The following is a 21957-nucleotide window of genomic DNA, read 5'->3' as shown; positions in this document are numbered from 1 at the left end:
AAATTATTCACCAAGATTGGTTTTCATAAATTCAAGCATGTTGTCCCAGCTTTGCTTAGCAGCGGTTTCGTTGTAGCCAAGGTCAACATCGTTTTTGGCAGCGCGTTCATCGGCGTGCGGATTGGTAAAGCCATGTTTGGCACCGTCATAGACATCAATTGTGTAGTCAACATCGGCAGCATCTAGCTCAGATTTTAGGCCTTCGATTGCCTCCATTGAGACCATCGAGTCATCGCGGCCGTGAGCGACCAATACTTTGGCTTTGAAGTTTTTATCGGCTGGCTGTTTTGCTGATGGGTTGCCATGGAAAGTTGCGACGGCTTTTAATGGCATACCTTCACGTGCCATATCGAGCACCACTTTACCGCCAAAGCAATAACCAATCGCCGCTAAGTTATCGCGATTAACCGCCAGTTGGTCACCAAAGTCATTGAGTATTAAGCGGCAACGTGCCATTAGCATGTCTTGATCAGCTAGCACTTGCTTCATCCACATATTGGCCATCGACGCGTCGCTGGTCAGCTTGCCTTCACCGTAAACGTCCATCGCCACCGCCGCATAGCCTGCTTTTGCCAAGCGCTCAACGACGGACTTTGGATGATCGACCACGCCCCACCATTCTGGCGCCACCAAAATACCTGCTACTGGATTGTCCTCTGAGGCAGATTCTGGCAGCGCCACATAGCTGATAAGCTCAACGTTGTTTTCGGTAGTGCTGATCAATTCAAAAGTCTTAATTGACATATTATTGTCCTTTTTTTATGTTATGAAGGGGGTTTTATAAATGGCTGTTTTATAAATAACTACTTTATAAATGCTTGTTTTATAAGTATTAACTGTTCGTGTTTTGCTTCATTCTTTTATTTACTTCTCCTACCTTAACGCCCAAGTTCGCCAAAAACAGCTATAATACTGTAACGCTCTTTATCAAAATGCTACGGCGACTTTATGACACTCAATTTGCTCAATCAATCTGAATCTCAATTAGCATCCGCTCTAGATTCCAAAACAACAACTGATTCAGATTCAGCGACGCAATCTGCTGTGCGCTTATTTCCTCACAGCCAAAACGATGCTAATGATCTATTGCGTCCGCAGTTTTGGTCACGTTTTGCGCTGTCAGAGCTAAACCATAGTGAATGGGAAGCGCTATGCGATGGTTGCGGTAGCTGTTGCCTAATCAAGTATATCGACGATGACAATGTCAGCGATGACAATAATCATGAAGCAGAAATGGTTGAATATACCGATGTCACTTGTCAGCTGATGGATTGCGCGACTGGTTATTGCAAGCATTACGCCACGCGCCAAGAGCACGTGCCAGACTGTATTCAGCTAACTATGGAGAATTTGCCGCAGATGATGTGGCTGCCGTCGCACTGTGCTTATAAGCGCTTGTATAAAGGACAAGATTTACCAAGTTGGCATTTGTTATTAACGGGAGATGCGGTGGCAACTCAGCAGCAGATGCGCGCTGCCAATGTTGGCGTAGCAGGGCGCTGTATTTCTGAGATTGGCATGACAGATGAGGAGATGGAGGAGCGGGTGGTAAATTGGGTTCAGCCTTAACCTAACTTTTTTTATAAAGGGTTTAATCTATGTTTATGCTTAATGAACAATGGATTTAACGTCGCAATACCGCTTTTGAGAGTAGCTGCACCTCTTTGAAAACCTCAGCTATTCTTTAGAATCTTGCGCGGCAGATTTGGCACTCGCTTCCGCATCTGCTTGCGAATCTGCCAGTGGCGGGATAGGAATATCTTGCCGAATTTGCTTGGAGAACTCGCGGCTATTGATAGCGCTGTTTCCTGCCAAATTATCAAAGCCGCGAACCTTTGGATTGATATGGGTGCGCTCGTACCACGTGTCCATTGACCAAGGCTGACCGTCTTTTTCAGGGTTAGCGTCGAGCATGCCAACGTCGTATAAGTAGTTTGGTAGCCAGCCCGATACCCAAATTCGGTAATCCCATGGCAAGCGGTCGCCACTGACAATACGCGCCATATAAAAGATAATATTGGTACAGTTGCTCATCAACGTATTGTACCAAGTTGGTTTGGCATTCAATTCATCGGCGGCAGTTAAGTAAGACTCAAATAATGACTTGACCTCGTGCTGTTGTAGATTGCTGACCGGAAACAGATAAACTTGCTCACCGCGAGCATTACTGCGAGTATAAATGATATCTCGCTCTTCAGCAGCAATCAGGCTCAGCTCAAAACGCCTAAAAAATCCTGCCAATGCCGAAAACGACTCGCCTTCTTCTTTACGAATCTCAAACGAGAAGGCAAGCGGTCTATCATCTTCAAAGCGGAAACTGACCAAAGTATGCGCAATCAGCGGCCCCATCCAATAGGAGTTGGTCACATCGACGCCAGAGAGTTTTGACATATCAATCGTGCGCGTGCCCCAGTGTTCAGCCGCTTCTTTATCGTTACGCCAATCAAAGTTTCGTACATTGGTGAGTGTGACTAAGTCAGGGTTGTTGGCATCGCGGCTATAAGTAACTCTTTCGCTGACTTCCGCCATCCAGTCGCGGTCTTGTTTGGGCTCGATAGAAAAAAACCAGCCCAAACCGATAAACCAAACTGCTCCATATAAACCGATGAGCCATTTAACGGCTACTTTTTTATCTGGCGCTGCTGAATTATTTGATGGCTGATTACCTCGATTTTTTGGACTTTTTGACCAAGGCCTTTTTGTTGCATAAGCGGCCTTAGCCAGCGCCGCTAAAATGCCGATTATAACAAGGGTTGTAAGCCACGTAATCGGTGAGCGCATGCCAAACTGATACCAAATTGCCATTAACAGCCAAATAGCAGATAGGAGCAACGTAGTAACGATGAAAAGCTGCGCGAGGTAATAGCGCCAAGTCCGCTTTTGCTGGCGCTCATAAGCTGCCCCATGCTCTAAGCGATTGCTGTTTGCGAGCGGCGAGAGCAGGCGAGAAAAAAAGGCACGTAGCGACATAGGTTTGACTTTGAGGAATGAAGGCTTTGACCATAGCAAAGTTTACAACACACTGACAATACAATTTGAGTGAATTTGTCGTTGAATGTCCGTAAGCCTTGCGATAAAGTGAAACTTATTAGGCTGGTCTATTTTCATCTATACTTATATAGTTGTCATTTATCGTTATGATAGGATTTTATAGATAATTTGTCCTTTATTTAAATATTTTGACCATTGTCTAAAGATAAAGTCGCTGTTTTATTTGCTATTTTAATCCCCATTTAGGTTTAAGATTTTAATTGCTATTCACTATTTTCTTTGATTACTGCTATTAACTAAAGAGGTTAAATCACATCATCATGTCCGAAGACGCTCCAAGCCCGAGTAGTTGGTCGATGCGCGGCTTAAAACGCTGGCTATCGACCGCCCCCGAAACCCGTGATGAACTGATACGTTTGGTGCAAGACTCGCGCCAGTTCTTAGAACCCGATACCGTGGACATGTTGGAAGGTGTGCTTGATTTGCCTGCCACCCAAGTTCGCGAAATCATGACCCCGCGCCCGCAAGTGGTTGGGCTGCACGAAAGCGCTAGCTTAGCTGAAGTGATGGATATCATTCTTGAGACCACACACTCGCGCTATCCGGTCTTTGATAGCCAAGACGATGATGCCGTTATCGGTATTTTATTGGCAAAAGATTTGATTCCCATCCTCGTACACATGGTGCGAGATCAAGAAGATAAAATTGACAGTCAACGTTTACGAGACTTGGTGCGTCAGCCGCTTTATATCAGCGAAACGGCACGCTCTGATACTTTGCTACGCTCATTACAGCGCACCCAAGTGCATATGGCGATTGTCGTCGATGAGTTTGGTAACTTCGCTGGTGTGGTAACGATGGAAGATTTGCTCGAGGAAATTGTCGGCGATATCGTCGATGAGCATGATGACTTCGATGAAGACAGTGATATCAATAATATCGTCGCCGATCCTGAAAGACCAAACACGTGGCGCGTGCAAGCATCGACAGTGATTGAAGACTGTAATGATGAGCTTGGCGCTCACTTTGACGATACCGATGTCGATACCATGGGCGGTTTGGTCATGCAAGCACTCGGCCATGTTGGCGATTTGGAAGGGGAAAGTGTGGTGATAGACGATTGGCAAATTACCATTACCGATGTTGAAGGGCGCTTTATTCAAAATCTTGAGTTGTCCAAAATCAATGCTGACCAGCAAATATTAATAGGTAGCCATTAATTTGTTGATGTTTATCACTTAAGCTTGGCACTTAAACATAAGCTTGGCATGTAAATATAAAAAAACACGATTGCGGTCGTGTTTTTTTTGCTTTTAAAATCGGTATTTTGCAACGCAATTTTACCTATTGATTGATTTAGACTGGTATCATGGGCAGGTTTAATTTTTGAGCGCTGTATTGAGCAGCGGATGCATGGCTACCCATTCAGCGCTCACTGAATAAATCAAAGTTAATATGTAAGCTTTAAACGACTGAATAATAAGGTTTTGGATAATTGCTATGCGTCTGTCTACTGTTGATTTGCAAAAACGTCTAAACCCCGATAAGCCAAAGGGCTTGCCGATGGTGTTGACCATATTGATTTCGTGGCTGGCAGGCGCAGTGTTTATCTTTGCCCTCGCGCCGTATGGTTTTTGGCCGGTGGCGTTGGTGTCGCCCGCTATTTTGTATGCCTTACTGATGCCAGATATGACTGGTAAGCGTGCTTTTGTTATTGGTCAAGCTTATGGTACCGGGCTTTGGTGCGTCGGGGCGTTTTGGCTGTATACCTCAATCCATGTGTATGGCGATACACCAGTGTGGCTGGCGCTAATTATGATTGCGCTAATGGGTCTTGGGATGGGCTTGTTTCATGGCTTTTTAGCGCTGATTTTTAATCGTGTCGTCGGTAAGCAGCCATTATCTTTTGCCGCGCTTTGGGTATTGCAAGAGTGGATGAAAACGTGGCTATTTACCGGTTTTCCGTGGTTATTTGTCGGTTATGCCTTTACCGAGCAATATTGGCTATCGTCATTAGCGCCCGTTGCTGGCGTATTTGCGGTGTCTTTTGTGGCAGTATTATTGGCGGCAAGTTTGGTCGAGCTGTTACGTCGCCGCGGCGGTTATATGATTCCTACTGCCGCGCTGCTTATTCTCAGCTGCGCGTTATGGTTGCTAAATCCGCAGTGGACAAAACCAAAGGGCACGCCTGACTTATCGGTATCATTAATTCAAGGTAATATTCCGCAAGATTTAAAATGGCTGACTGAATATCAAGTAGAAACGCTAAAAATTTATGCCACCTTGTCCAGTACTGAATGGGGCAGCGACATGATCTTGTGGCCAGAGTCTTCCATTCCCATGTTTCAAGATGAAGCGCTAGGTTTTATCAGTGAAGTGGTCAAAGTGGCCAAAGAGACCGACACCACGTGGGTCACTGGTATCCCTTATAAGGATACCGCAGCTTTTGATGCCAAAACCGATAAATACCCGCCGTTTTATAATAGTGTCATTGCCTTAGGCGCAGACGCTGAAGGGCTATATAAAAAGCAGCGTTTGGTACCCTTTGGCGAATATATCCCCTTTGAGGGCATGCTAGATATCTTGCCTAACCTTGCTGGCAGCCAAGATATCATGAGCTATAGCCGCGGTAGTGCTAATCAATCACCGCTGCGCGTGCGTGGTCATAACTTGGGCGCCGCGGTTTGCTATGAAGTTGCCTATCCTGACACCACGCGCAAAAATGCCATCAATACTGACTTTTTGTTAACTATTTCTAACGATGCGTGGTTTGGTAGCTCGGCAGGTCCGCTCCAGCATTTGCAAATGGTACAAATGCGCGCGCTTGAAAACGGCCGCTGGTTTATGCGCGCGACCAATACTGGCGTTACCGCTATCATTGATCATAAAGGTCATATCGTAAAGCGCGCACCGCAGTTTGAGCGCACCGTCTTACGCGGAAATGTGCAGGCACGCGTTGGTAATACGCCTTATATGCGCGCGGGTAATTATCCTATTTTAATCATTATTGCGCTTCTGCTATTATTAAGCTATCTTGGCAAGCGTGCGACCCCGCAGAGACGTTTGGTCAAATAAAAAATACCCATAGGCTTTGGTTGTAAGTTTTTTCGCTAATAAACCCTTTAAATCGTTAAGGGTTTTCACAAATCGATATAAATTGCGATATAATAGGCCAATATTTTAAATATTTTGTGCAAGGTGGATAAGGTATGTCAGAACATATTGTCGAAAACAATCCCAAGAAAGAGTTCCTATTTGCCTTAGGCGGTGTTGCCTTATTTTTAGGTATCGTCTTATTAATCGGCATTTCTGGCTATTTGCGTCCAGCAGGCGAGCATATCACTGCTGAGAGCACCGAAGCGGCTGCTGAAACAGACGCAACTGCGACAGAAGCAGCTGCGCCCGCTGCAACCGCTGCCGAGCCAGCAACAACTGGTACGCCTGCAACTGCACCTACTGAAAATCCAGCAGATGCTACCGTAACCCCAGCTGCTGATACTGATGGTACGGTCGTTGCTGCTGAATCTGGCACCGCAACTGCTGAGGGTACTGTCAATCAAGCGGCAGTCCCTGATGATGCTAACTTAACAGCAGAAGAAGCCGATGCGGATTTGGATGGTGGTGAGGGTGCAGAGTTAACGCATACTTGGAAAACTGAAGAGTAAGCTTGTGACCTAAGTATTTTGTTATAAAAACAAATACTTGTATAAATATAGTCAGATACCCGTAATTAAGTACAACTGTTGTGACGATACTTTATTCTAAGAGTGAAAATACTCTAGAAGCTAACATTAAAAACCTGTGCTTGGTTAACTGAGCACAGGTTTTTTTGTAGGTATTTGTGTAATTATTGAATAACTTTTTCTTTACTTGACCATAACCAAGTGAAACAATAATGCGCCTATGTGACCGCTTAGCAAAATAAACAGGAGTTTGGTCGTCATTACAGTGGTCTTTAAAGGAATAAAGTTATGAGCAGAGACTCAAAAGTAAATGTTAGTGAAGCTGAATTGGCAGCACTGGATAATGGGTTTATGGGGCACCCAAAGCCACTGCGCCCGCTGTTTTTTACCGAAATGTGGGAACGCTTTTCTTATTATAGTATTCGTCCGTTATTAGTACTGTTTATGGTAGCGACCGTTGGCAGCGGTGGTTTTGGCTTCGACGAAGCAACAGCCTCTGCCATTTACGGTATTTTCGCCGGTTCGTTATATTTGGCGGCGGTACCGGGCGGTTGGCTCGCTGATAACTGGCTTGGTCAAGAGCGTGCCTTATGGTGGGGCAGCATTATTATTGCCCTCGGTCATTTATGTATTGCGCTCTCCGCCATATTTGGCATGACGCTGTTTTTTGTTGGTTTGATATGTATTGTATTAGGGTCAGGTTTATTTAAAACCTGTATCTCCGTCATGGTAGGCGCTTTGTATAAAAAAGGCGATGTGCGCCGTGATGGTGGTTTTACCTTGTTTTATATGGGCATTAATATTGGCGCTTTATTAGCAGCGCTCATCGTTGGGGTGTTTAAAGAAAAGGGCATGTGGCACGCAGGTTTCGGCGTTGGTGGTATCGGTATGCTGATATCATTACTGATCTACCGTTTTTCTGCCCAAAAAACCTTGACCCACTATGCCCAAGCCAAAAATATAAAACCTGAGTGGGAACACGCCAATGACCGCTATAAAAACATCGGTCGCTGGGTAATTGGTTTCTTGGTGTTATTGGCAGCGGTTGTGGTTTTGGTGGCAAGTGGTATGTTACCGTTCAATCCTGAAATGGTCGCCGAATATATGACTTATATCATTGCCGCGGTGGTGATAGGCTACTTTGCGGTTATGTTTGTCTCGCCGCGTCTTGATAAAACCGATAAGCTGCGCCTACTGACTTGCTTTATTTTAATCATTGGCTCAACGCTATTTTGGTCAAGCTTTGAGCAGCAACCAACCTCGTTTAACCTATTTGCCGATCGCTATACTGACTTGAACGTCTTAGGATTTGAGATACCGAGTATTTGGTTCCAGTCTTTAAACCCGTTGTTTATTTTATTGCTGGCGCCCATTGTTAGTATTGTTTGGGTCAAGCTTGGCAAACGCGGTCTTGAACCTAATAGTATGACCAAGTTTGCGCTCGGGATGTTGATTACCGCGGCAGGCTTCTCGCTGATGATTTTTGCCTCAAAAAGCATCTTGACCAGTGACGGCGGCTTAGCATCGCCATTATGGCTCGTAGGTAGTTTATTACTGCTAACTTTGGGGGAGCTGGCGCTGAGTCCAGTAGGGTTATCCTCAATGACCAAGCTTGCGCCAAAAGGCATGCAAGGGCAGATGATGGGATTATTCTTTGCCTCTGTCGCTATGGGTAACTTGGTCGCTGCGTTCTTTGGTGGTCACGTTTCAGCCGACAAGATCGAAGGCTTACCAACACTATTTACCACCATGACCGTCTTTTTGGTAGTGACCGCAGTGGTGTTATTGGTACTGGCAAAACCTATCAATAACATGTTGGTCAAAAGCGAGCAAGCCGATAAAGCGGCTCAGTAAATAAAGCGTTAAGAAGATGGTGAAGATTAATTAAGCCTATTTAGCTTATTTATAGTAGCAATCGTCCCTATAAACGCCAAAAGATAAGACGTGTTACCATAATCGGTAGCACGTTTTATTGTTTCAATCAGTGAGTTATTTCTCTGTCGCCATTGAAAGCCTGCTATCTGCCCAAACATCTAGAGAGGCTCTGCTTTAATACTATTATTAAACTACTATTACTAAGCTGAAATTAATAATAGCTTGCCTAAACGCCTAAGCACTCTTACTCATTTATATAGCTATCATTCTAAAAATAGTAAACCCTTTATAGGCAAATATAACGCTGTATTTAACACTGATAAATTTATTTGCCTCAATAAGACGACTACTCATAGTCGCCTCACAAGCGTTTTTTTAACTCTCATTTTTAAAAGTAATAAGGACACCTTTCATGAATAAACAACACATCCACGAGCGTATTGATAGCCTACGCCAAACGCTTGCCGCACAAGATTTAACGGCGATTATCGTACCGTCAGCAGACCCGCATTTATCTGAGTACTTGCCAGAATATTGGCAAGCGCGTTTGTGGTTATCAGGCTTTACAGGTTCGGTTGGTACACTGGTCGTTACCGCTGACTTTGCTGGCCTATGGACGGACAGCCGCTATTGGGTACACGCCGCGCATCAGCTAGAAGGCACGGGTATTACCTTGGAAAAACTGGCTCCTGGTCAGCCAAATCATATCGATTGGCTGGCGCAAAACTTAGCCGAAGGCGATAGCGTGTCGGTTGATGGCAATGTATTGTCTATCGCTGAGCAAGACAGATTGCTTGATGCGTTTGATGCCAACGATATTACTTTAATTACTGAGCGCGATGTGTTGACAGACATATGGAACGACCGTCCAGCATTGCCATCAGCACAGCTCTACCAACACGATGCGCAGTTTATCGATCAGCCCGCTAGCTCAAAACTTACTGCCGTGCGCGCAGGTATGGCGAAGGCAGGCGCAAGCCATCACTTGCTATCAAGCTTAGATGATATCGCTTGGTTGACCAACTTACGCGGTGCGGACGTTGATTATAATCCGGTATTTTTAGCGCATATGCTCATTAGCGAAGATAAAGCGACCTTGTTTGTTGATAATAATAAAGTCAGTAGCGAGATTGAAAAAGCGCTAAAAGACAGCGGTATCACGCTTGCAGATTATGATGCGGTACAAGAGGCATTAGCTACCTTAACGCCAGAAGATATATTATTGTTAGACCCAAGCAAAGTGGCGGTCGGCACGCTATCAAAAATGGCCGACGATGTGGGCTTTATCGAGCAGATGGCGCCAAGTACGTTACTCAAATCAGTGAAGTCTGCGGCGGATATCGAGCATGTGCGCGAAGCGATGCGCCAAGATGGCGCGGCGTTAAGTGAGTTTTTCGCGACATTTGAAAAACGCCTAGCAGACGGTGAGCGTTTGAGTGAGTTGGATGTCGACAGTATGCTCATCGAAGTTCGCAGTCAGCAGCCGCATTATGTGTCGCCAAGCTTTCCAACCATCGCAGGCTTTAACGAAAATGGCGCTTTGCCGCATTACCGTGCGACGCCAGAAAAATTCAGCTACCTTGATGTTGCTGAAGACGAGGGCGGCTTATTGCTCATTGACTCAGGTGCGCAATATCAAAACGGTACCACCGATATCACCCGCGTGGTCGGTATTGGACAAGTAAATTCTGAGCATAAACGCGATTTCACCACTGTGCTAAAAGCCCATATCGCCTTAGCAAAAGCGCATTTCCCTGATGGTATTGCGTCACCGCTCATCGATGCGATTTGCCGTGCACCCTTGTGGCAAGCACAGATGGACTATGGTCATGGTACCGGTCATGGCGTTGGTTATTTCTTAAATGTCCATGAAGGCCCGCAGGTCATTGCTTATAGTGCCAGCACACCAAAAGAGCGCGCGATGAAAGAAGGGATGATATCTAGTAATGAGCCGGGTTTATACCGCGAAGGCAAATGGGGAATCCGTATCGAAAACTTGGTGGTCAATACGCCAGTTGCGAATCCGACTGAGACTGAGTTTGGACAATTTCTACACTTTGAAACCATTACTTATTGCCCTATTGATACCCGTTTGATTGAGCCTGCACTATTAACCCAAATCGAGATTGATTGGCTCAATGATTATCATAGCCGAGTCTATGTCGAGCTAAAAGATCGCGTTAAAGGTGCGGCGCTTGAGTGGCTAACTGAGCGTACTAAAGCTATCTAAGGCAAAAGCTTATATTCTTGAATTGAAGACACTAAAAAGCCCCGTCAATATCGATGGGGCTTTTTAGTGTCTAGTGATACAAAGGAATTCCTAATTTGAATCAGGTTTTTTATCGCTAATGAATGTTTTTCTTGGCGATATTTTCATTACTTTTAATAGTAGTGGTGGTATCAGGTTCGGTTAAATGCTGTGCCAATTCGGCCCGTAACCAAGATTTTAAATTCTCAGAAATTTGCATCATTTGCTCGCTTAAATAGTCATCGACATGCATCTCAAGCTCGCGGATTAATTCTGGGTGACTCGCGCCAAGCTTAGTATCTTTTAAAGACAAAGGAATAGCGGCGTCTGAAACGGCTTTATCGATAACGGTTTTCATATTATGATCGTTTGCGCCATTTGTCACATTTGCAATATTAGCGGGTTCTTGAATGGATTTTCTATCAGTATCAGTCGCAGTTTTAGTAGCATCTGTTTTAGTAGCTTCCAGTTTTTCTACTACGTCAGTATCATTTTTACTAGTAATGTTTTTACTACTATCATTATCATCAACACTGGTAGCTCGTTTATGATCTAGCTGCTCATCGTGCTGTTGCTCTTGTTTCGCCGCTGCTGCCCTTAATGTCTCTTCTTCTTTCTGCTTAGCGTCTGCTACTGCTTTTGCCTGTTTTTCTTTTTCTACACGTTCTTTTTCTAAACGTTGTTCTTCTTCTAAACGCTCTTTTTCGGCAGCCGCTCGCTCTTGCGCTTGTTTTTCGGCAATGGCTTTGGCAATCGCTTGTTCAGCTTCATGATTTTCATAAAGAATATCAAGATGGGCGTCTAAGTCATGAGTGCTAAAAACAAAGGTTTCAAATGGCGTGTCGTGTTGTAAGAGGGTGGTAATATCGGTAAGTTCTTGGATGATAGAGGCGCGTACAGGGTCTGGCGCACACGTCCAGCGCTGATAAAACTGATGGGAAAATGAGTAGCTTGACATGGTATCTTCCATAAATGTTGCATAAAATTACCCCTTATCATACGCAAGTACGATAAGGGGCTGCAAGTGGTCAAACGTAGCAAATCTGACACCAAGGTTACAACGGCTAAAATAATAGTTTTTTAACACTTATTTAGCGTTTTTAACATTGTTTTAGGCGTTTTAGCTTGATGGTTGCACCGGCCAACGAGCGAATATAAGCGACCCATTGGTGCCACCAAAACCAAAGCTATTGGAGACAGCATATTGCAGATTATCAACTTTACGTGATTGATTGGCCACGTAATCAAGGTTGCAGTTGTCTTCAACATTATCCAAGTTAATGGTCGGCGGTACCTGCTGATGTTGCAAAGCAAGCACAGTAAAGATAGCTTCGATACCACCAGCAGCACCCAATAAATGACCAGTCATAGATTTGGTCGAGCTGACCAAAATGCTGTCTTTAACGGGCGCAAAAACGGTTTCGATCGCAATGGATTCGGCAACGTCACCAGCAGGCGTACTGGTACCGTGGGCATTGACGTAGCCAACGACGGCAGGCTCAATACCGGCATCGTTTAGGGCGTTGCGCATGGCGCGAGCCGCACCGCTACCATCTTCTGGTGGCGCGGTAATGTGACTGGCATCGTCACTCATGCCAAAGCCAACCAGCTCAGCAAGTATCGTTGCGCCGCGCGCTTTGGCGTGGGCAAGGCTTTCAAGGACGATGACACCGGCACCATCACCGAGCACAAAGCCATCACGCTCTTTATCAAACGGACGCGAGGCTCTGGTTGGCTCATCATTACGAGTTGAGAGGGCATGCATCGCTCCAAAACCTGACATTCCAAGCGGGCTCGAGCCTTTTTCACTACCACCTGCCAGCATCACATCGGCATCGCCATAGGCAATCAAGCGCGCAGCAAGCCCGATAGCATGGGTCGCGGTGGTACAAGCAGTCGAGGTCGCCAGGTTTGGACCTTGTAAAGTGTGCTTAATAGCAACCAAACCTGCAGCCATATTAACGATAGAACCTGGAATGATAAAGGGCGAAACCTTCATAGCGCCTTTGTCACGTAGGGTATCACGGCTGTTTTCAATGGTTTGGATACCGCCAATGCCTGACCCTAAAATCACGCCAAAGCGCTCTTGCTCGACATCTTGTACAGGTGCATCAGCTGCGCTCACTTCATCGATAAAGCCCGCGTCTTTTAACGCCATAGCAGAAGCTGCAACGGCATAATGCATAAACTCATCATAGCGGCGCGCGTCTTTAGCATTCATATATTGCTTGGCGTCAAAATCCTTGACCACGCCCGCAATTTGCGCCCGATAGTCGGTTGCATCAAAATGAGTAATGGGCGCGATACCGCTCTCGCCATTAAGTAGACGCGTCCACGAGCTTGCGACGTCTAATCCTAAAGGTGTCACCGCACCCATACCCGTCACCACCACACGCATCTCATCTGGGCGTTCATAATGGGGCGGCTTTTGGCGCAGAGTTTGCTGGATAGGGGCAGCATTAGAGTCGGCGGCTTGCGCGTTTGGTGAACTGCTATGTTGGCTCATGCGATATATCCTGTACGTGCGATCCTAAAAAGAAGGTATTTTAACCGTCATTATAAAACACATTAGTGCACGTATGTAAACTAAAATTTAAACAATTAAAGGCTTATTAAGCAAAACAAACTTGACCCAATACCACGCCTTTACTCGCGCCAGTGACTGCTGGCAAGTTACCAGTTTCCCCCATTAAGGTTTGCCGTGCCAACCATGCAAAGGCGACGGCTTCGACCCAAGCGGGGTTTAGTCCCAAGCTTGCAGTAGTTTCTACTTTGCAGTGAGGTAAATGCGCCTGCAAGCGAGTCATCAAGTAATCATTTAAGGCACCGCCACCGCAGACATAAACCGAGCTATTTTCATTTGCCTTAATAAACAGGTTGATTTGCATACTGGCACTCATCGCCGTCAGCTCGGTCAAGGTTGCCTGTACATCGGCTGACGAATAGCGAATATGGGCAGAGGCTTGGTCAAATTTTTGCAGCTCGCTTTGTAGCCATGCTAAGTTAAAGTCTTCACGACCTGTGCTTTTCGGATAGGTTCGCGCAAAAAATGGATGTTCTATCAGCTGGTTAAGTAGCGGCTCAACGACTTGTCCTGACTGCGCCCATGCGCCGCCAGCGTCATAATCTTTATCCGTATGCAACGCTGTCCACGCATCGAGTAATAAATTGGCAGGACCGGTATCATAACCAATAACTGGACTATTATTAACAACAGCATCATTAGCAGGATTAGCGTTAATAAGGCTAGCATTGGCTGGCAAAACGGTGATGTTGGCAATACCGCCCAAATTTAATAACACCCGCGTGCTATCAGGCGTGGCAAATAATGCTTGGTGAAAGGCAGGTACTAAAGGCGCGCCTTGACCACCGACGGCCATATCGCGGCGGCGAAAATCGCTGACGACGCTAATACCAGTACGCTCGGCGATGATATTGGCATCGAGCAGTTGCAAACTAAAGCCCATTTGTGGACGATGGCGCACCGTTTGACCGTGACAGCCAATCGCTAGCACCGACTCTACATCGGTATTGGACTGCTGCAATAGATTATTCACCACGTCGCTGGCAAATTCAGCATATCCTTTACTTGCCCAGCCAAACCAGTCTAATTCGCTGCTTGGTTCGCCCATTGTCGAGGTTAATTCTTGAACGCCATTTGGCTGACAAAGTGCCAATAAAACCTCACGCAGGCGTGGCGGAAAATCTTGGCTGATAGAAGCTAACAATCGCAGCGGTTGTTGGATGTTTTCTTCACCACCGAATTGACAAAGCACCGCATCCATACCATCCAAGCTGGTGCCAGACATCATGCCGATATATAAGCCATCATCGAAGTTTTCAAATACCGTTTGCTCAAGCGCATCGGTCAAGGTGGCATAATTCAAATCGTCATCTAAAGTTTTGTCCAAAGTGTTATTTAAATTATCGTCATAATTGATAGTTGAATCAGTATTATCATTAGTATCAGCAATCGATGCAGGGTTGGTCATGGCAATTTACCTTAAAAAACGCTAGTATATCTCTCAAATTCTATCATCTTTTACGGGCTACGAAATTCTAATTGGCCCAAACGCGTTACCCTTTAAATAAAGACAATAAAGAGAGCATCATGACCACCCAAACTTACACCCTAGAAGAACAACTTGCCCTGATTCAGCGCGGTACGCAAGAAATCCTATCGGAAGACGATTTGGTTAAAAAGTTAAAACTGAATCGCCCGCTGCGTATCAAGGCAGGCTTTGATCCCACCGCGCCTGACTTACATCTAGGTCATACCGTGCTGATTAATAAGCTGAAGCATTTTCAAGACTTGGGTCATGAGATTTATTTCCTAATCGGTGATTATACCGCCAAGATTGGTGATCCATCTGGCAAAAACAGCACACGCCCGCCGTTGACCGATGAGCAAATCAAAGTCAACGCGCAGACTTATGCGGAACAAGTCTTTAAGATTTTGGATAAAGAAAAAACCAAGATTGTCTTTAACTCTGAATGGTTTAAAGACATGTCAGCGGGCGATATGATTCAGCTTTCTAGCCAGTTGACCGTCTCACGTATGCTTGAGCGTGATGATTTCTCTAAACGCTATGCCGCGCAAACGCCAATTGCTATCCATGAGTTTTTATACCCATTGGTGCAAGGCTATGACTCTATCGCGCTAAAAGCCGACGTCGAGCTTGGCGGTACCGATCAAACCTTTAACATCTTAATGGGACGCACCCTGCAAGGTCGTTACGGTCAAGAGCCGCAAGTTTGTATCACGGTGCCAATCTTAGAAGGGCTAGACGGCGTTAATAAAATGTCTAAGTCACTCGGCAACTATGTCGGTATTTACGATGCGCCAGGCACCATGTACCAAAAACTGCTGTCGATGCCAGATACCTTAATTCGTCGCTACTTTGAGTTTTTAAGCTTTAAGCCGATGGAAGAAGTCGAAGCGTTAATGGCTGAAATGGAAAACGGTCGCAACCCACAAGAAATCAAACGTATTCTTGCTGAAGAATTGATTGAGCGCTTCCACGATGCCGATGCGGCAGCTAATGCGCATAAATCAGCGGGTAACGTACTTGCTGATGGCGAATTGCCAGTCGATTTACCAGAAGTGACGTTAGAGCTAGAAGGGCAGGACGCATTATTTATCACGCAGATATTAAATCAAGCAGAGCTTGCCAAAAACAGCTCATCAGCTAAAGACATGATCAAACGTGGCGCGGTAAAAGTAGATGGCGAAGTGGTCGATGCAGGCTTTAATTTAACGTCTGGTCAGACAGTCGTTATCCAAGCAGGCAAAAAGGCTTATGCAAAAGTGACGGTTGCTTAAACTCAATAATCTGCTTATAAAAACAGGGATGTTTTCTTATGATGAAGTTGAAAAAAGTAGAGCTATTGAAGTATAAGTCTTATACAGAAAAACAAAATTTTGAGGTGGCAGAAGATATTACAATTCTAGTTGGTATGAATGAATCTGGTAAAACAGCAGCTTTAGAGGCTATTGCTAAGACTAATTATTTTCAGGATGATGACGATTTTAAGTTTAATGTTACTCATGACTATCCAAGACGTGAAAAAAAGAAAATGGAAAAATCAGATGAGGAACCTGTTGCTATAGTTTGTACATATAAATTAGATGAGACGTTGATTGCTGCGATTGAAAATGAGCTTGGTAAAGATGCACTCAAGTCAACTTTAATTGATTGTATAAGTAAATATACGAGTAATCGTACTTGGTCAAACGTTGGTATAGACCGTGATAAGTTCGTTAAATTTCAAACCAGTAAGTTGGGCATATCTAGTAAGTCTTTGAATGATAAACTCGTAAAAATTAATTCTAGCGAAGAACTTAATGATTTAATTGAAAGTTATAATGAAGATCAGTATAAAGAAGGAATTTCATCGTTAGCTAAGTTTTATACTAATGAATGGAAATGGGAAAGCGATCCCTTAAGTGAATATGTAGCTAGAGTATTCATAAAACCCAATCTTCCCAAATTTCTCTATTATGATGAATATTTCGCACTACCTTCTAGAATTAGTATTGAAAAGCTTGAAAATAAAACACTTGGTGATAGTGAGCAAAAGACAGCAAGAGCTTTGTTTGATTTGGCAGATATAGATACATCTGAATTAATACAGTCAAATGATTTTGAAGATTTTATTGCAGAACTTGAAGCAACTGAAGCTATTATTTCTGAAGAGCTTTTTAAGTATTGGCAAACCAATAAGAATCTTGGCATAACTTTTCAAATCGACTCTGTGAAAGATGGCAGCAACAGAGTAATAGAGCATGTCTTAGACATTAGGGTGAAGAACAAAGGTGTATCTTTGCCTTTAAAAAACAGAAGTAAAGGATTCAATTGGTTTTTCTCTTTTTTGGTTTGGTTCAAAAAGATACAAGAAGATTCAGATTCTCAATATATTCTATTGCTAGATGAACCAGGTTTGAACTTGCATGCTTCAGCACAAGCTGATTTATTAAGATTTCTAGAGGATTTATCGGAAGACTATCAAATAATATACACGACTCACTCACCTTTTATGATTCCCTCTAATAGCTTGGAGCGAGTGAGAACAGTATTTGAAGAAGATAAAACATCAGTCATTTCAAATAGTATTCAGGAAAAAGATCCGAATACACTATTTCCTTTACAGGCAGCTTTGGGCTATGACATAGCCCAAAATTTATTTGTAAGCAATAAAAATCTGCTTGTTGAAGGTGTATCTGACTTAATCATACTTACAGCTTTGTCTGGACTGTTAGAGTCTCTTGGGCGACAAGGTATTAGAGAAGATATAACTATAGTTCCAACCGGAGGTCTTGAAAAGGTCGCAACTTTCATATCTTTATTGCGAGGCTCTCAGTTAGAGATAGTTTGTCTTCTTGACTCATATAACGATGTCAAAGCAAAAGCTAAAATGGAAAACCTAATTTCTGAAAGAATCATACATCAAAGTAAGGTTAGATTTTTTCATGAATTTCTTGAGACTCATGATAAAGCTGACTTGGAAGATTTATTCAACAAGAAAGACTATTTAAATTTATTCAATTTAGCTTTCAACGAATATAACGATATAGAAATTTCTGACCTTAATCCAAATATTAGTAGAATTATTTTGCAAATTAATAAGGTTATTGAGAAGGGTAGATTTAATCACTTTAGACCAGCTAATGAGATCGCAAAAATTAGTATGGATGGAAGTAGCTTTGATGAAATAACGTTGCATAACTTTGAGAAAGTTTTTAAAGAAATAAATAGTCTTTTTGAATAGTTGAGATATTCGTATGACCCAAACCGTCACTCAAGGCATCTACCGCCATTATAAAGGCAATCTTTATCAGGTATTGCATACCGCGCAGCATTCAGAAACCGAAGAATCGCTAGTCGTTTACCGCTGTCTATATGGCGAGTATGGCGTTTGGGTGCGACCATTAACCATGTTTACAGAAACCGTTGAAGTTGATGGTAAAGAAATACCGAGATTTGAGCTGATTAAAGCCTTAGCTGATTAAGGCTTTAAAAATACTTAAAACTCATTGCTCAAATAAAAAGCGTCTTTTAAGGTCGCTTTTTTTTATATGAGTAAGGCGATCAAATGAATCCAAGCACACAATCTGTGCTGCTATTCGATAGCGAATGACTGTAATAGGAAACGTATATAATAGATACTATATGTACTAAATAATAGTTTCACTGTTTAATAAGGATATTAGCGTATGGGCAAGTTAACTTTAGCATTGCTTGATAGCAGCTTATATCCACAAAGCTGGCAGCAGCAAACATTTACCAATCCGCTCGCGCTATTGCTAGCCATGCTCATGACAGAAAATATGCCAGATGCCGAAGCATTTACAAAGCAGTTATTAGCCAATGATGTTTATCAAGATTGGATCAATAGCAGCGTCTTTGGTCGCTATCTGCATCGTAACTTTACGGCGTTTTATCGACAAACAGAAGACAGCTTTAATACCGATATGCCAGCGTTATTTCGCCGCGAGCTTATGCGCCACGCCCAGTGTTTACCAATAGAGCAAGTATTCTTTTTTGCAGGAGATTTAGCAAAAAGCGTGCGTCAGACAAAGGTGTTAATCACAACGCTCAATCCTGCCACCGCGATTATTGATGCTCAACAGTTAAGTGCAAAATCTACTATGAATAATCCGACCATGATTATCAATCAGATAGTAATTAAAGGTAAGCAAGTTTTAGGATTTCCCATACGTCATAATAAACGTACCAGCGAGCGCACGCGTAATGAGGTATTGATTTTGGATTTTCAGGAATTGCGCTTGGCCAATGAAGAGAATGTCATGGCCGAAAAAAGAAGCAACATAGAGGCGACTATATTGCTTCGGTCTTATGAATTACGCTAGTGAGCCAAACGGTAGTTTAAACCTTTATGAATCTTGCTTAGCAATCGTTAGACCATTATAGGTTTGCGCAACCGGCATCACTTCTAAACGATTGACGTTAATATGGGCAGGCGACTCAATCAGCCATAACAAGATATCGCCAATATCATCACCGGTCATGGTTTTAAAGCCGTCGTAGACTTGAGCGGCTTTCTTGTCATCGCCATGATAGCGCACGTTTGAAAATTCAGTGCCCGCGACATTACCTGGTTCAAGGTTGGTCACCCGTACTTGCGTACCGATGAGATCCGCGCGCAGATTTAAGCTAAATTGTTTGACAAAGGCTTTGGTCGCGCCATAGACGTTACCACCAAAGTAAGGCCAACTGCCGGCGATAGAGCCGACATTAATGATATAACCGCTATCGCGTGCGACCATGACTGGCAAGACAGCATGAGTCAACGCCATCAAACCTTTAACATTGGTATCAATCATACGCATCCAGTCATCGAGATCAGCTTTTTGTGCAGGCTCGGTGCCAAGTGCCAATCCAGCGTTATTCACCAAGACATCGATTTGACTAAAGTCAGCCGGCAAGTCAGCAATGATGTGCGGTATAGACGCCGTGTCACTGACATCCATGACCACAGGTAAAAATGCCTCGCCCAACGTATCTGCCAAAGCGTTTAGCTTATCTAAGCGTCTGGCACAGCCAATCACGCGGTGACCATTGGCAACCAAACGCTCAGCTAATGCTTTACCGAAACCAGCGCTTGCGCCTGTAATCAATACGTTCATCTTATATCCTTATCATTGATGTTGCGTGCTTCATAATTTTTATGACGATAGCTTGTTTTGGTTTAAAGGCGTTGTCTTACTTGTTAAATAACTGCTTACCAAAGATTTTATCGCCGGCATCGCCAAGACCTGGAATGATATAGCCATGCTCATCCAAATGGCTATCAAGCGCAGCCGTATAAATGGTCACATCAGGATGGGCTTCATTCACTAAACGCACGCCTTCAGGGGCGGCAACCAATACCAATGCTTTGATATTGGTACAGCCATTTTTCTTTAGCATCTCGATGGTTGCAACCATTGAGCCGCCAGTTGCTAACATTGGGTCAATAATAAGTGCTGGGCGTTTGTCCATGTGGCTGACAAATTTTTCAAAAAACGGCACAGGCTGCAAGGTTTCTTCGTCACGCTGTAAACCGACCACAGAGATTTTGGCGGTCGGGATTAAATCGAGCACGCCGTCGAGCATACCGATACCAGCACGCAAAATAGGAACGATAGTCACAGTTTTGCCCGAAATTTGCTCACCAGTGATTTCACCACACCAGCCTTGCATCGGGAAGCTTTCGATTTCAAAGTCACGGCTCGCTTCATACGCCATCAAGCGCGCAAGCTCTTTGGTTAGGGTGCGAAATTTATAAGTACTACAGTCTTTTTCACGCATAAGGCTGAGTTTATGACGGACTAACGGGTGATCAATAACGGTGATTTTTAAGTCATTCATAAGGTCTCTCTTGATTTTTCGCTGATGCTTGCGCAGTTACTGCGGTTGCTATTAGTAATAAAGATACAAACACTTACTGCACTTCAACCCTATACCTAGACCATCAATAGTAAGCTTAATGCTTTAATAAAAAAGTAAGCCAAAGGCATTTATAACAAGGTTAGTTTTATTTAAGCAAACTATGTTCGACTATAATAACGCCCTAACAAATGAAGTAGTGTTTAGGCTTGCTATGATAACAAAAAAACCGCTTTTCTGATGAAGAATCTTATGATTACACAACCATCCCATACCCATGATAATACTGATAAATTGGCTACCAACTCGTTATTGTTCGACACTCGCGCCGCAGAAGTAGAAACCCATCCGTTCGGTCCAGTGTTACCGCCGAATGCTACCGTGATGATGATGGGTACTTTTCCACCGACTGCTGATAAATGGGCAATGCGCTTTCACTACCCGAACTTTTATAATGATATGTGGCGTATCTATGGCAGTGTGTTTTTTGATGACGTTGATTATTTCAGAGTAGGCGATGAAAAGCGTTTTGACCCTGAGCGTATTCGTGCCTTTATGTTCGAGCGCGGCATTGCCTCTTGTCCTACCGTCACTCAAGCTATCCGCGAGACTGGTAATGCATCGGACAAAAACCTCACCGTTGTCACCCCCGTTGATTTAGATATTATCTTGCCACAAGTACCAAAGGTTGAAACCTTATTTACCACGGGCGGCAAAGCCACTGAAGTGCTACTCAATTTATTAGCTGAGCCACCTGCCAAATCAAAATACCCTAAGACCAATCAAAGTATGGATTACCCTTATGAATGGCAAAGTAATAATAATAAGAAAGTTAATGTAAATAATCTTACCTTATATAGGTTACCTTCAACGTCGCGCGCCTACCCTTTAGCGTTAGATAAAAAAGTCGCTGCTTATAAGGATTTCTTTAAAAAGATAGGTAAACTATAGAAGTGTCATATCCTATATAGAAGATAATTATTAGATAGCCGTTATATAGGAGAGGTAAGCAATTTTAAGCAAAAAAGGTAGTCTATAATGAAGGTGAAATTATTTTTAACCCTAACTAACTGATAAATAAACAGTATTAATGGTAAGGTCAGATAATCGCTAAAATAGCGGATAAACCCCCTTGACCCCCTACTAAAAGCGCGTATAATGCCACCCAGTCGAAAGGGAAGGGCGTTTAGAAAGTGTTTTGGTACTGAATAAACACCCATTAGCGAGAAAGAACACATCAAGCTACTATTAATAAGTAGGCTGATAAAAA

Annotated in this window: 18 protein-coding genes; 11 read left to right on the top strand and 7 right to left on the bottom strand. The window is 43.7% G+C overall.

Features of this window, described 5'->3' with window-relative positions; all coding sequences use genetic code 11:
• Positions 1-3 precede the first annotated feature (3 nt).
• Positions 4-744: a dienelactone hydrolase family protein gene (locus CXF58_RS11715; protein ID WP_068403682.1), complete on the bottom strand. Its 741-nt coding sequence runs from the start codon at positions 742-744 to the stop codon at positions 4-6.
• 204 nt (positions 745-948) lie between these two features.
• Between CXF58_RS11715 and CXF58_RS11710 the strand changes: the two genes are divergently transcribed.
• Complete coding sequence (locus CXF58_RS11710; protein WP_068403680.1) at positions 949-1569, top strand: YcgN family cysteine cluster protein; 621 nt, start codon at positions 949-951, stop codon at positions 1567-1569.
• A gap of 108 nt (positions 1570-1677) precedes the next feature.
• Here the strand turns inward: CXF58_RS11710 and CXF58_RS11705 are convergent, their stop codons facing one another.
• The gene (locus CXF58_RS11705) at positions 1678-2970 is read right to left on the bottom strand and encodes an Lnb N-terminal periplasmic domain-containing protein (protein ID WP_068403678.1); all 1293 of its coding nucleotides are present in this window, start codon (positions 2968-2970) and stop codon (positions 1678-1680) included.
• Between the two features lie 341 nt (positions 2971-3311).
• Here CXF58_RS11705 and CXF58_RS11700 point away from each other — a divergent pair, with 341 nt between their 5' ends.
• From CXF58_RS11700 to CXF58_RS11680, 5 genes are all read left to right on the top strand, one after another.
• Entirely contained in the window at positions 3312-4211 is a 900-nt protein-coding gene (locus CXF58_RS11700) for an HlyC/CorC family transporter (protein ID WP_068403676.1), read from the top strand.
• Between the two features lie 280 nt (positions 4212-4491).
• Complete coding sequence (gene lnt / locus CXF58_RS11695) at positions 4492-6066, top strand: apolipoprotein N-acyltransferase (RefSeq protein ID WP_102077594.1); 1575 nt, start codon at positions 4492-4494, stop codon at positions 6064-6066.
• Between the two features lie 134 nt (positions 6067-6200).
• Complete coding sequence (locus CXF58_RS11690) at positions 6201-6656, top strand: hypothetical protein (protein ID WP_102077593.1); 456 nt, start codon at positions 6201-6203, stop codon at positions 6654-6656.
• Between the two features lie 306 nt (positions 6657-6962).
• On the top strand, positions 6963-8528 hold the full coding sequence (locus tag CXF58_RS11685; RefSeq protein ID WP_102077592.1) for a peptide MFS transporter: 1566 nt from the start codon (positions 6963-6965) through the stop codon (positions 8526-8528).
• Positions 8529-8961: 433 nt separating this feature from the next.
• Positions 8962-10779: an aminopeptidase P family protein gene (locus CXF58_RS11680; RefSeq protein WP_102077591.1), complete on the top strand. Its 1818-nt coding sequence runs from the start codon at positions 8962-8964 to the stop codon at positions 10777-10779.
• 115 nt (positions 10780-10894) lie between these two features.
• Here the strand turns inward: CXF58_RS11680 and CXF58_RS11675 are convergent, their stop codons facing one another.
• From CXF58_RS11675 to CXF58_RS11665, 3 genes are all read right to left on the bottom strand, one after another.
• Entirely contained in the window at positions 10895-11767 is an 873-nt protein-coding gene (locus CXF58_RS11675) for a hypothetical protein (protein WP_102077590.1), read from the bottom strand.
• A 150-nt stretch (positions 11768-11917) separates the two neighbouring features.
• Entirely contained in the window at positions 11918-13195 is a 1278-nt protein-coding gene (gene fabF, locus CXF58_RS11670; RefSeq protein ID WP_180952584.1) for a beta-ketoacyl-ACP synthase II, read from the bottom strand.
• Between the two features lie 214 nt (positions 13196-13409).
• Entirely contained in the window at positions 13410-14789 is a 1380-nt protein-coding gene (locus CXF58_RS11665) for an anhydro-N-acetylmuramic acid kinase (RefSeq protein WP_102077588.1), read from the bottom strand.
• Between the two features lie 119 nt (positions 14790-14908).
• On the opposite strand from CXF58_RS11665, the gene tyrS reads away from it, so the two are divergent.
• The 4 genes from tyrS (at position 14909) to CXF58_RS11645 (ending at position 19168) form a co-directional block, all read left to right on the top strand.
• Positions 14909-16120 carry a tyrosine--tRNA ligase gene (tyrS, locus tag CXF58_RS11660; protein WP_102077607.1) on the top strand — a complete coding sequence of 404 codons (1212 nt, stop codon included), beginning with the start codon at positions 14909-14911 and terminating at the stop codon, positions 16118-16120.
• A 38-nt stretch (positions 16121-16158) separates the two neighbouring features.
• Entirely contained in the window at positions 16159-18066 is a 1908-nt protein-coding gene (locus CXF58_RS11655) for an AAA family ATPase (RefSeq protein WP_102077587.1), read from the top strand.
• 13 nt (positions 18067-18079) lie between these two features.
• Positions 18080-18307, top strand: a complete 228-nt coding sequence (locus CXF58_RS11650; protein WP_102077586.1) for a DUF1653 domain-containing protein — start codon at positions 18080-18082, stop codon at positions 18305-18307.
• Positions 18308-18511: 204 nt separating this feature from the next.
• Entirely contained in the window at positions 18512-19168 is a 657-nt protein-coding gene (locus CXF58_RS11645) for a hypothetical protein (RefSeq protein ID WP_102077585.1), read from the top strand.
• Positions 19169-19192: 24 nt separating this feature from the next.
• Here the strand turns inward: CXF58_RS11645 and CXF58_RS11640 are convergent, their stop codons facing one another.
• Together CXF58_RS11640 and upp are read right to left on the bottom strand one after the other, a co-directional pair.
• Positions 19193-19945, bottom strand: a complete 753-nt coding sequence (locus CXF58_RS11640; RefSeq protein ID WP_102077584.1) for an SDR family NAD(P)-dependent oxidoreductase — start codon at positions 19943-19945, stop codon at positions 19193-19195.
• A 76-nt stretch (positions 19946-20021) separates the two neighbouring features.
• Positions 20022-20669, bottom strand: coding sequence for a uracil phosphoribosyltransferase (gene upp / locus CXF58_RS11635; RefSeq protein WP_068403656.1), 648 nt, complete (start codon positions 20667-20669; stop codon positions 20022-20024).
• Between the two features lie 402 nt (positions 20670-21071).
• Between upp and CXF58_RS11630 the strand changes: the two genes are divergently transcribed.
• A complete protein-coding gene (locus CXF58_RS11630; protein WP_416375580.1) occupies positions 21072-21638 on the top strand; it encodes a DNA glycosylase in 567 nt (188 codons plus the stop codon).
• Positions 21639-21957: the final 319 nt, after the last annotated feature.

The sequence above is a fragment of the Psychrobacter sp. Sarcosine-02u-2 genome, from assembly GCF_002836335.1.
Lineage (GTDB): Bacteria > Pseudomonadota > Gammaproteobacteria > Pseudomonadales > Moraxellaceae > Psychrobacter > Psychrobacter faecalis.
This window is presented reverse-complemented; position numbering and strand designations above follow the sequence as displayed.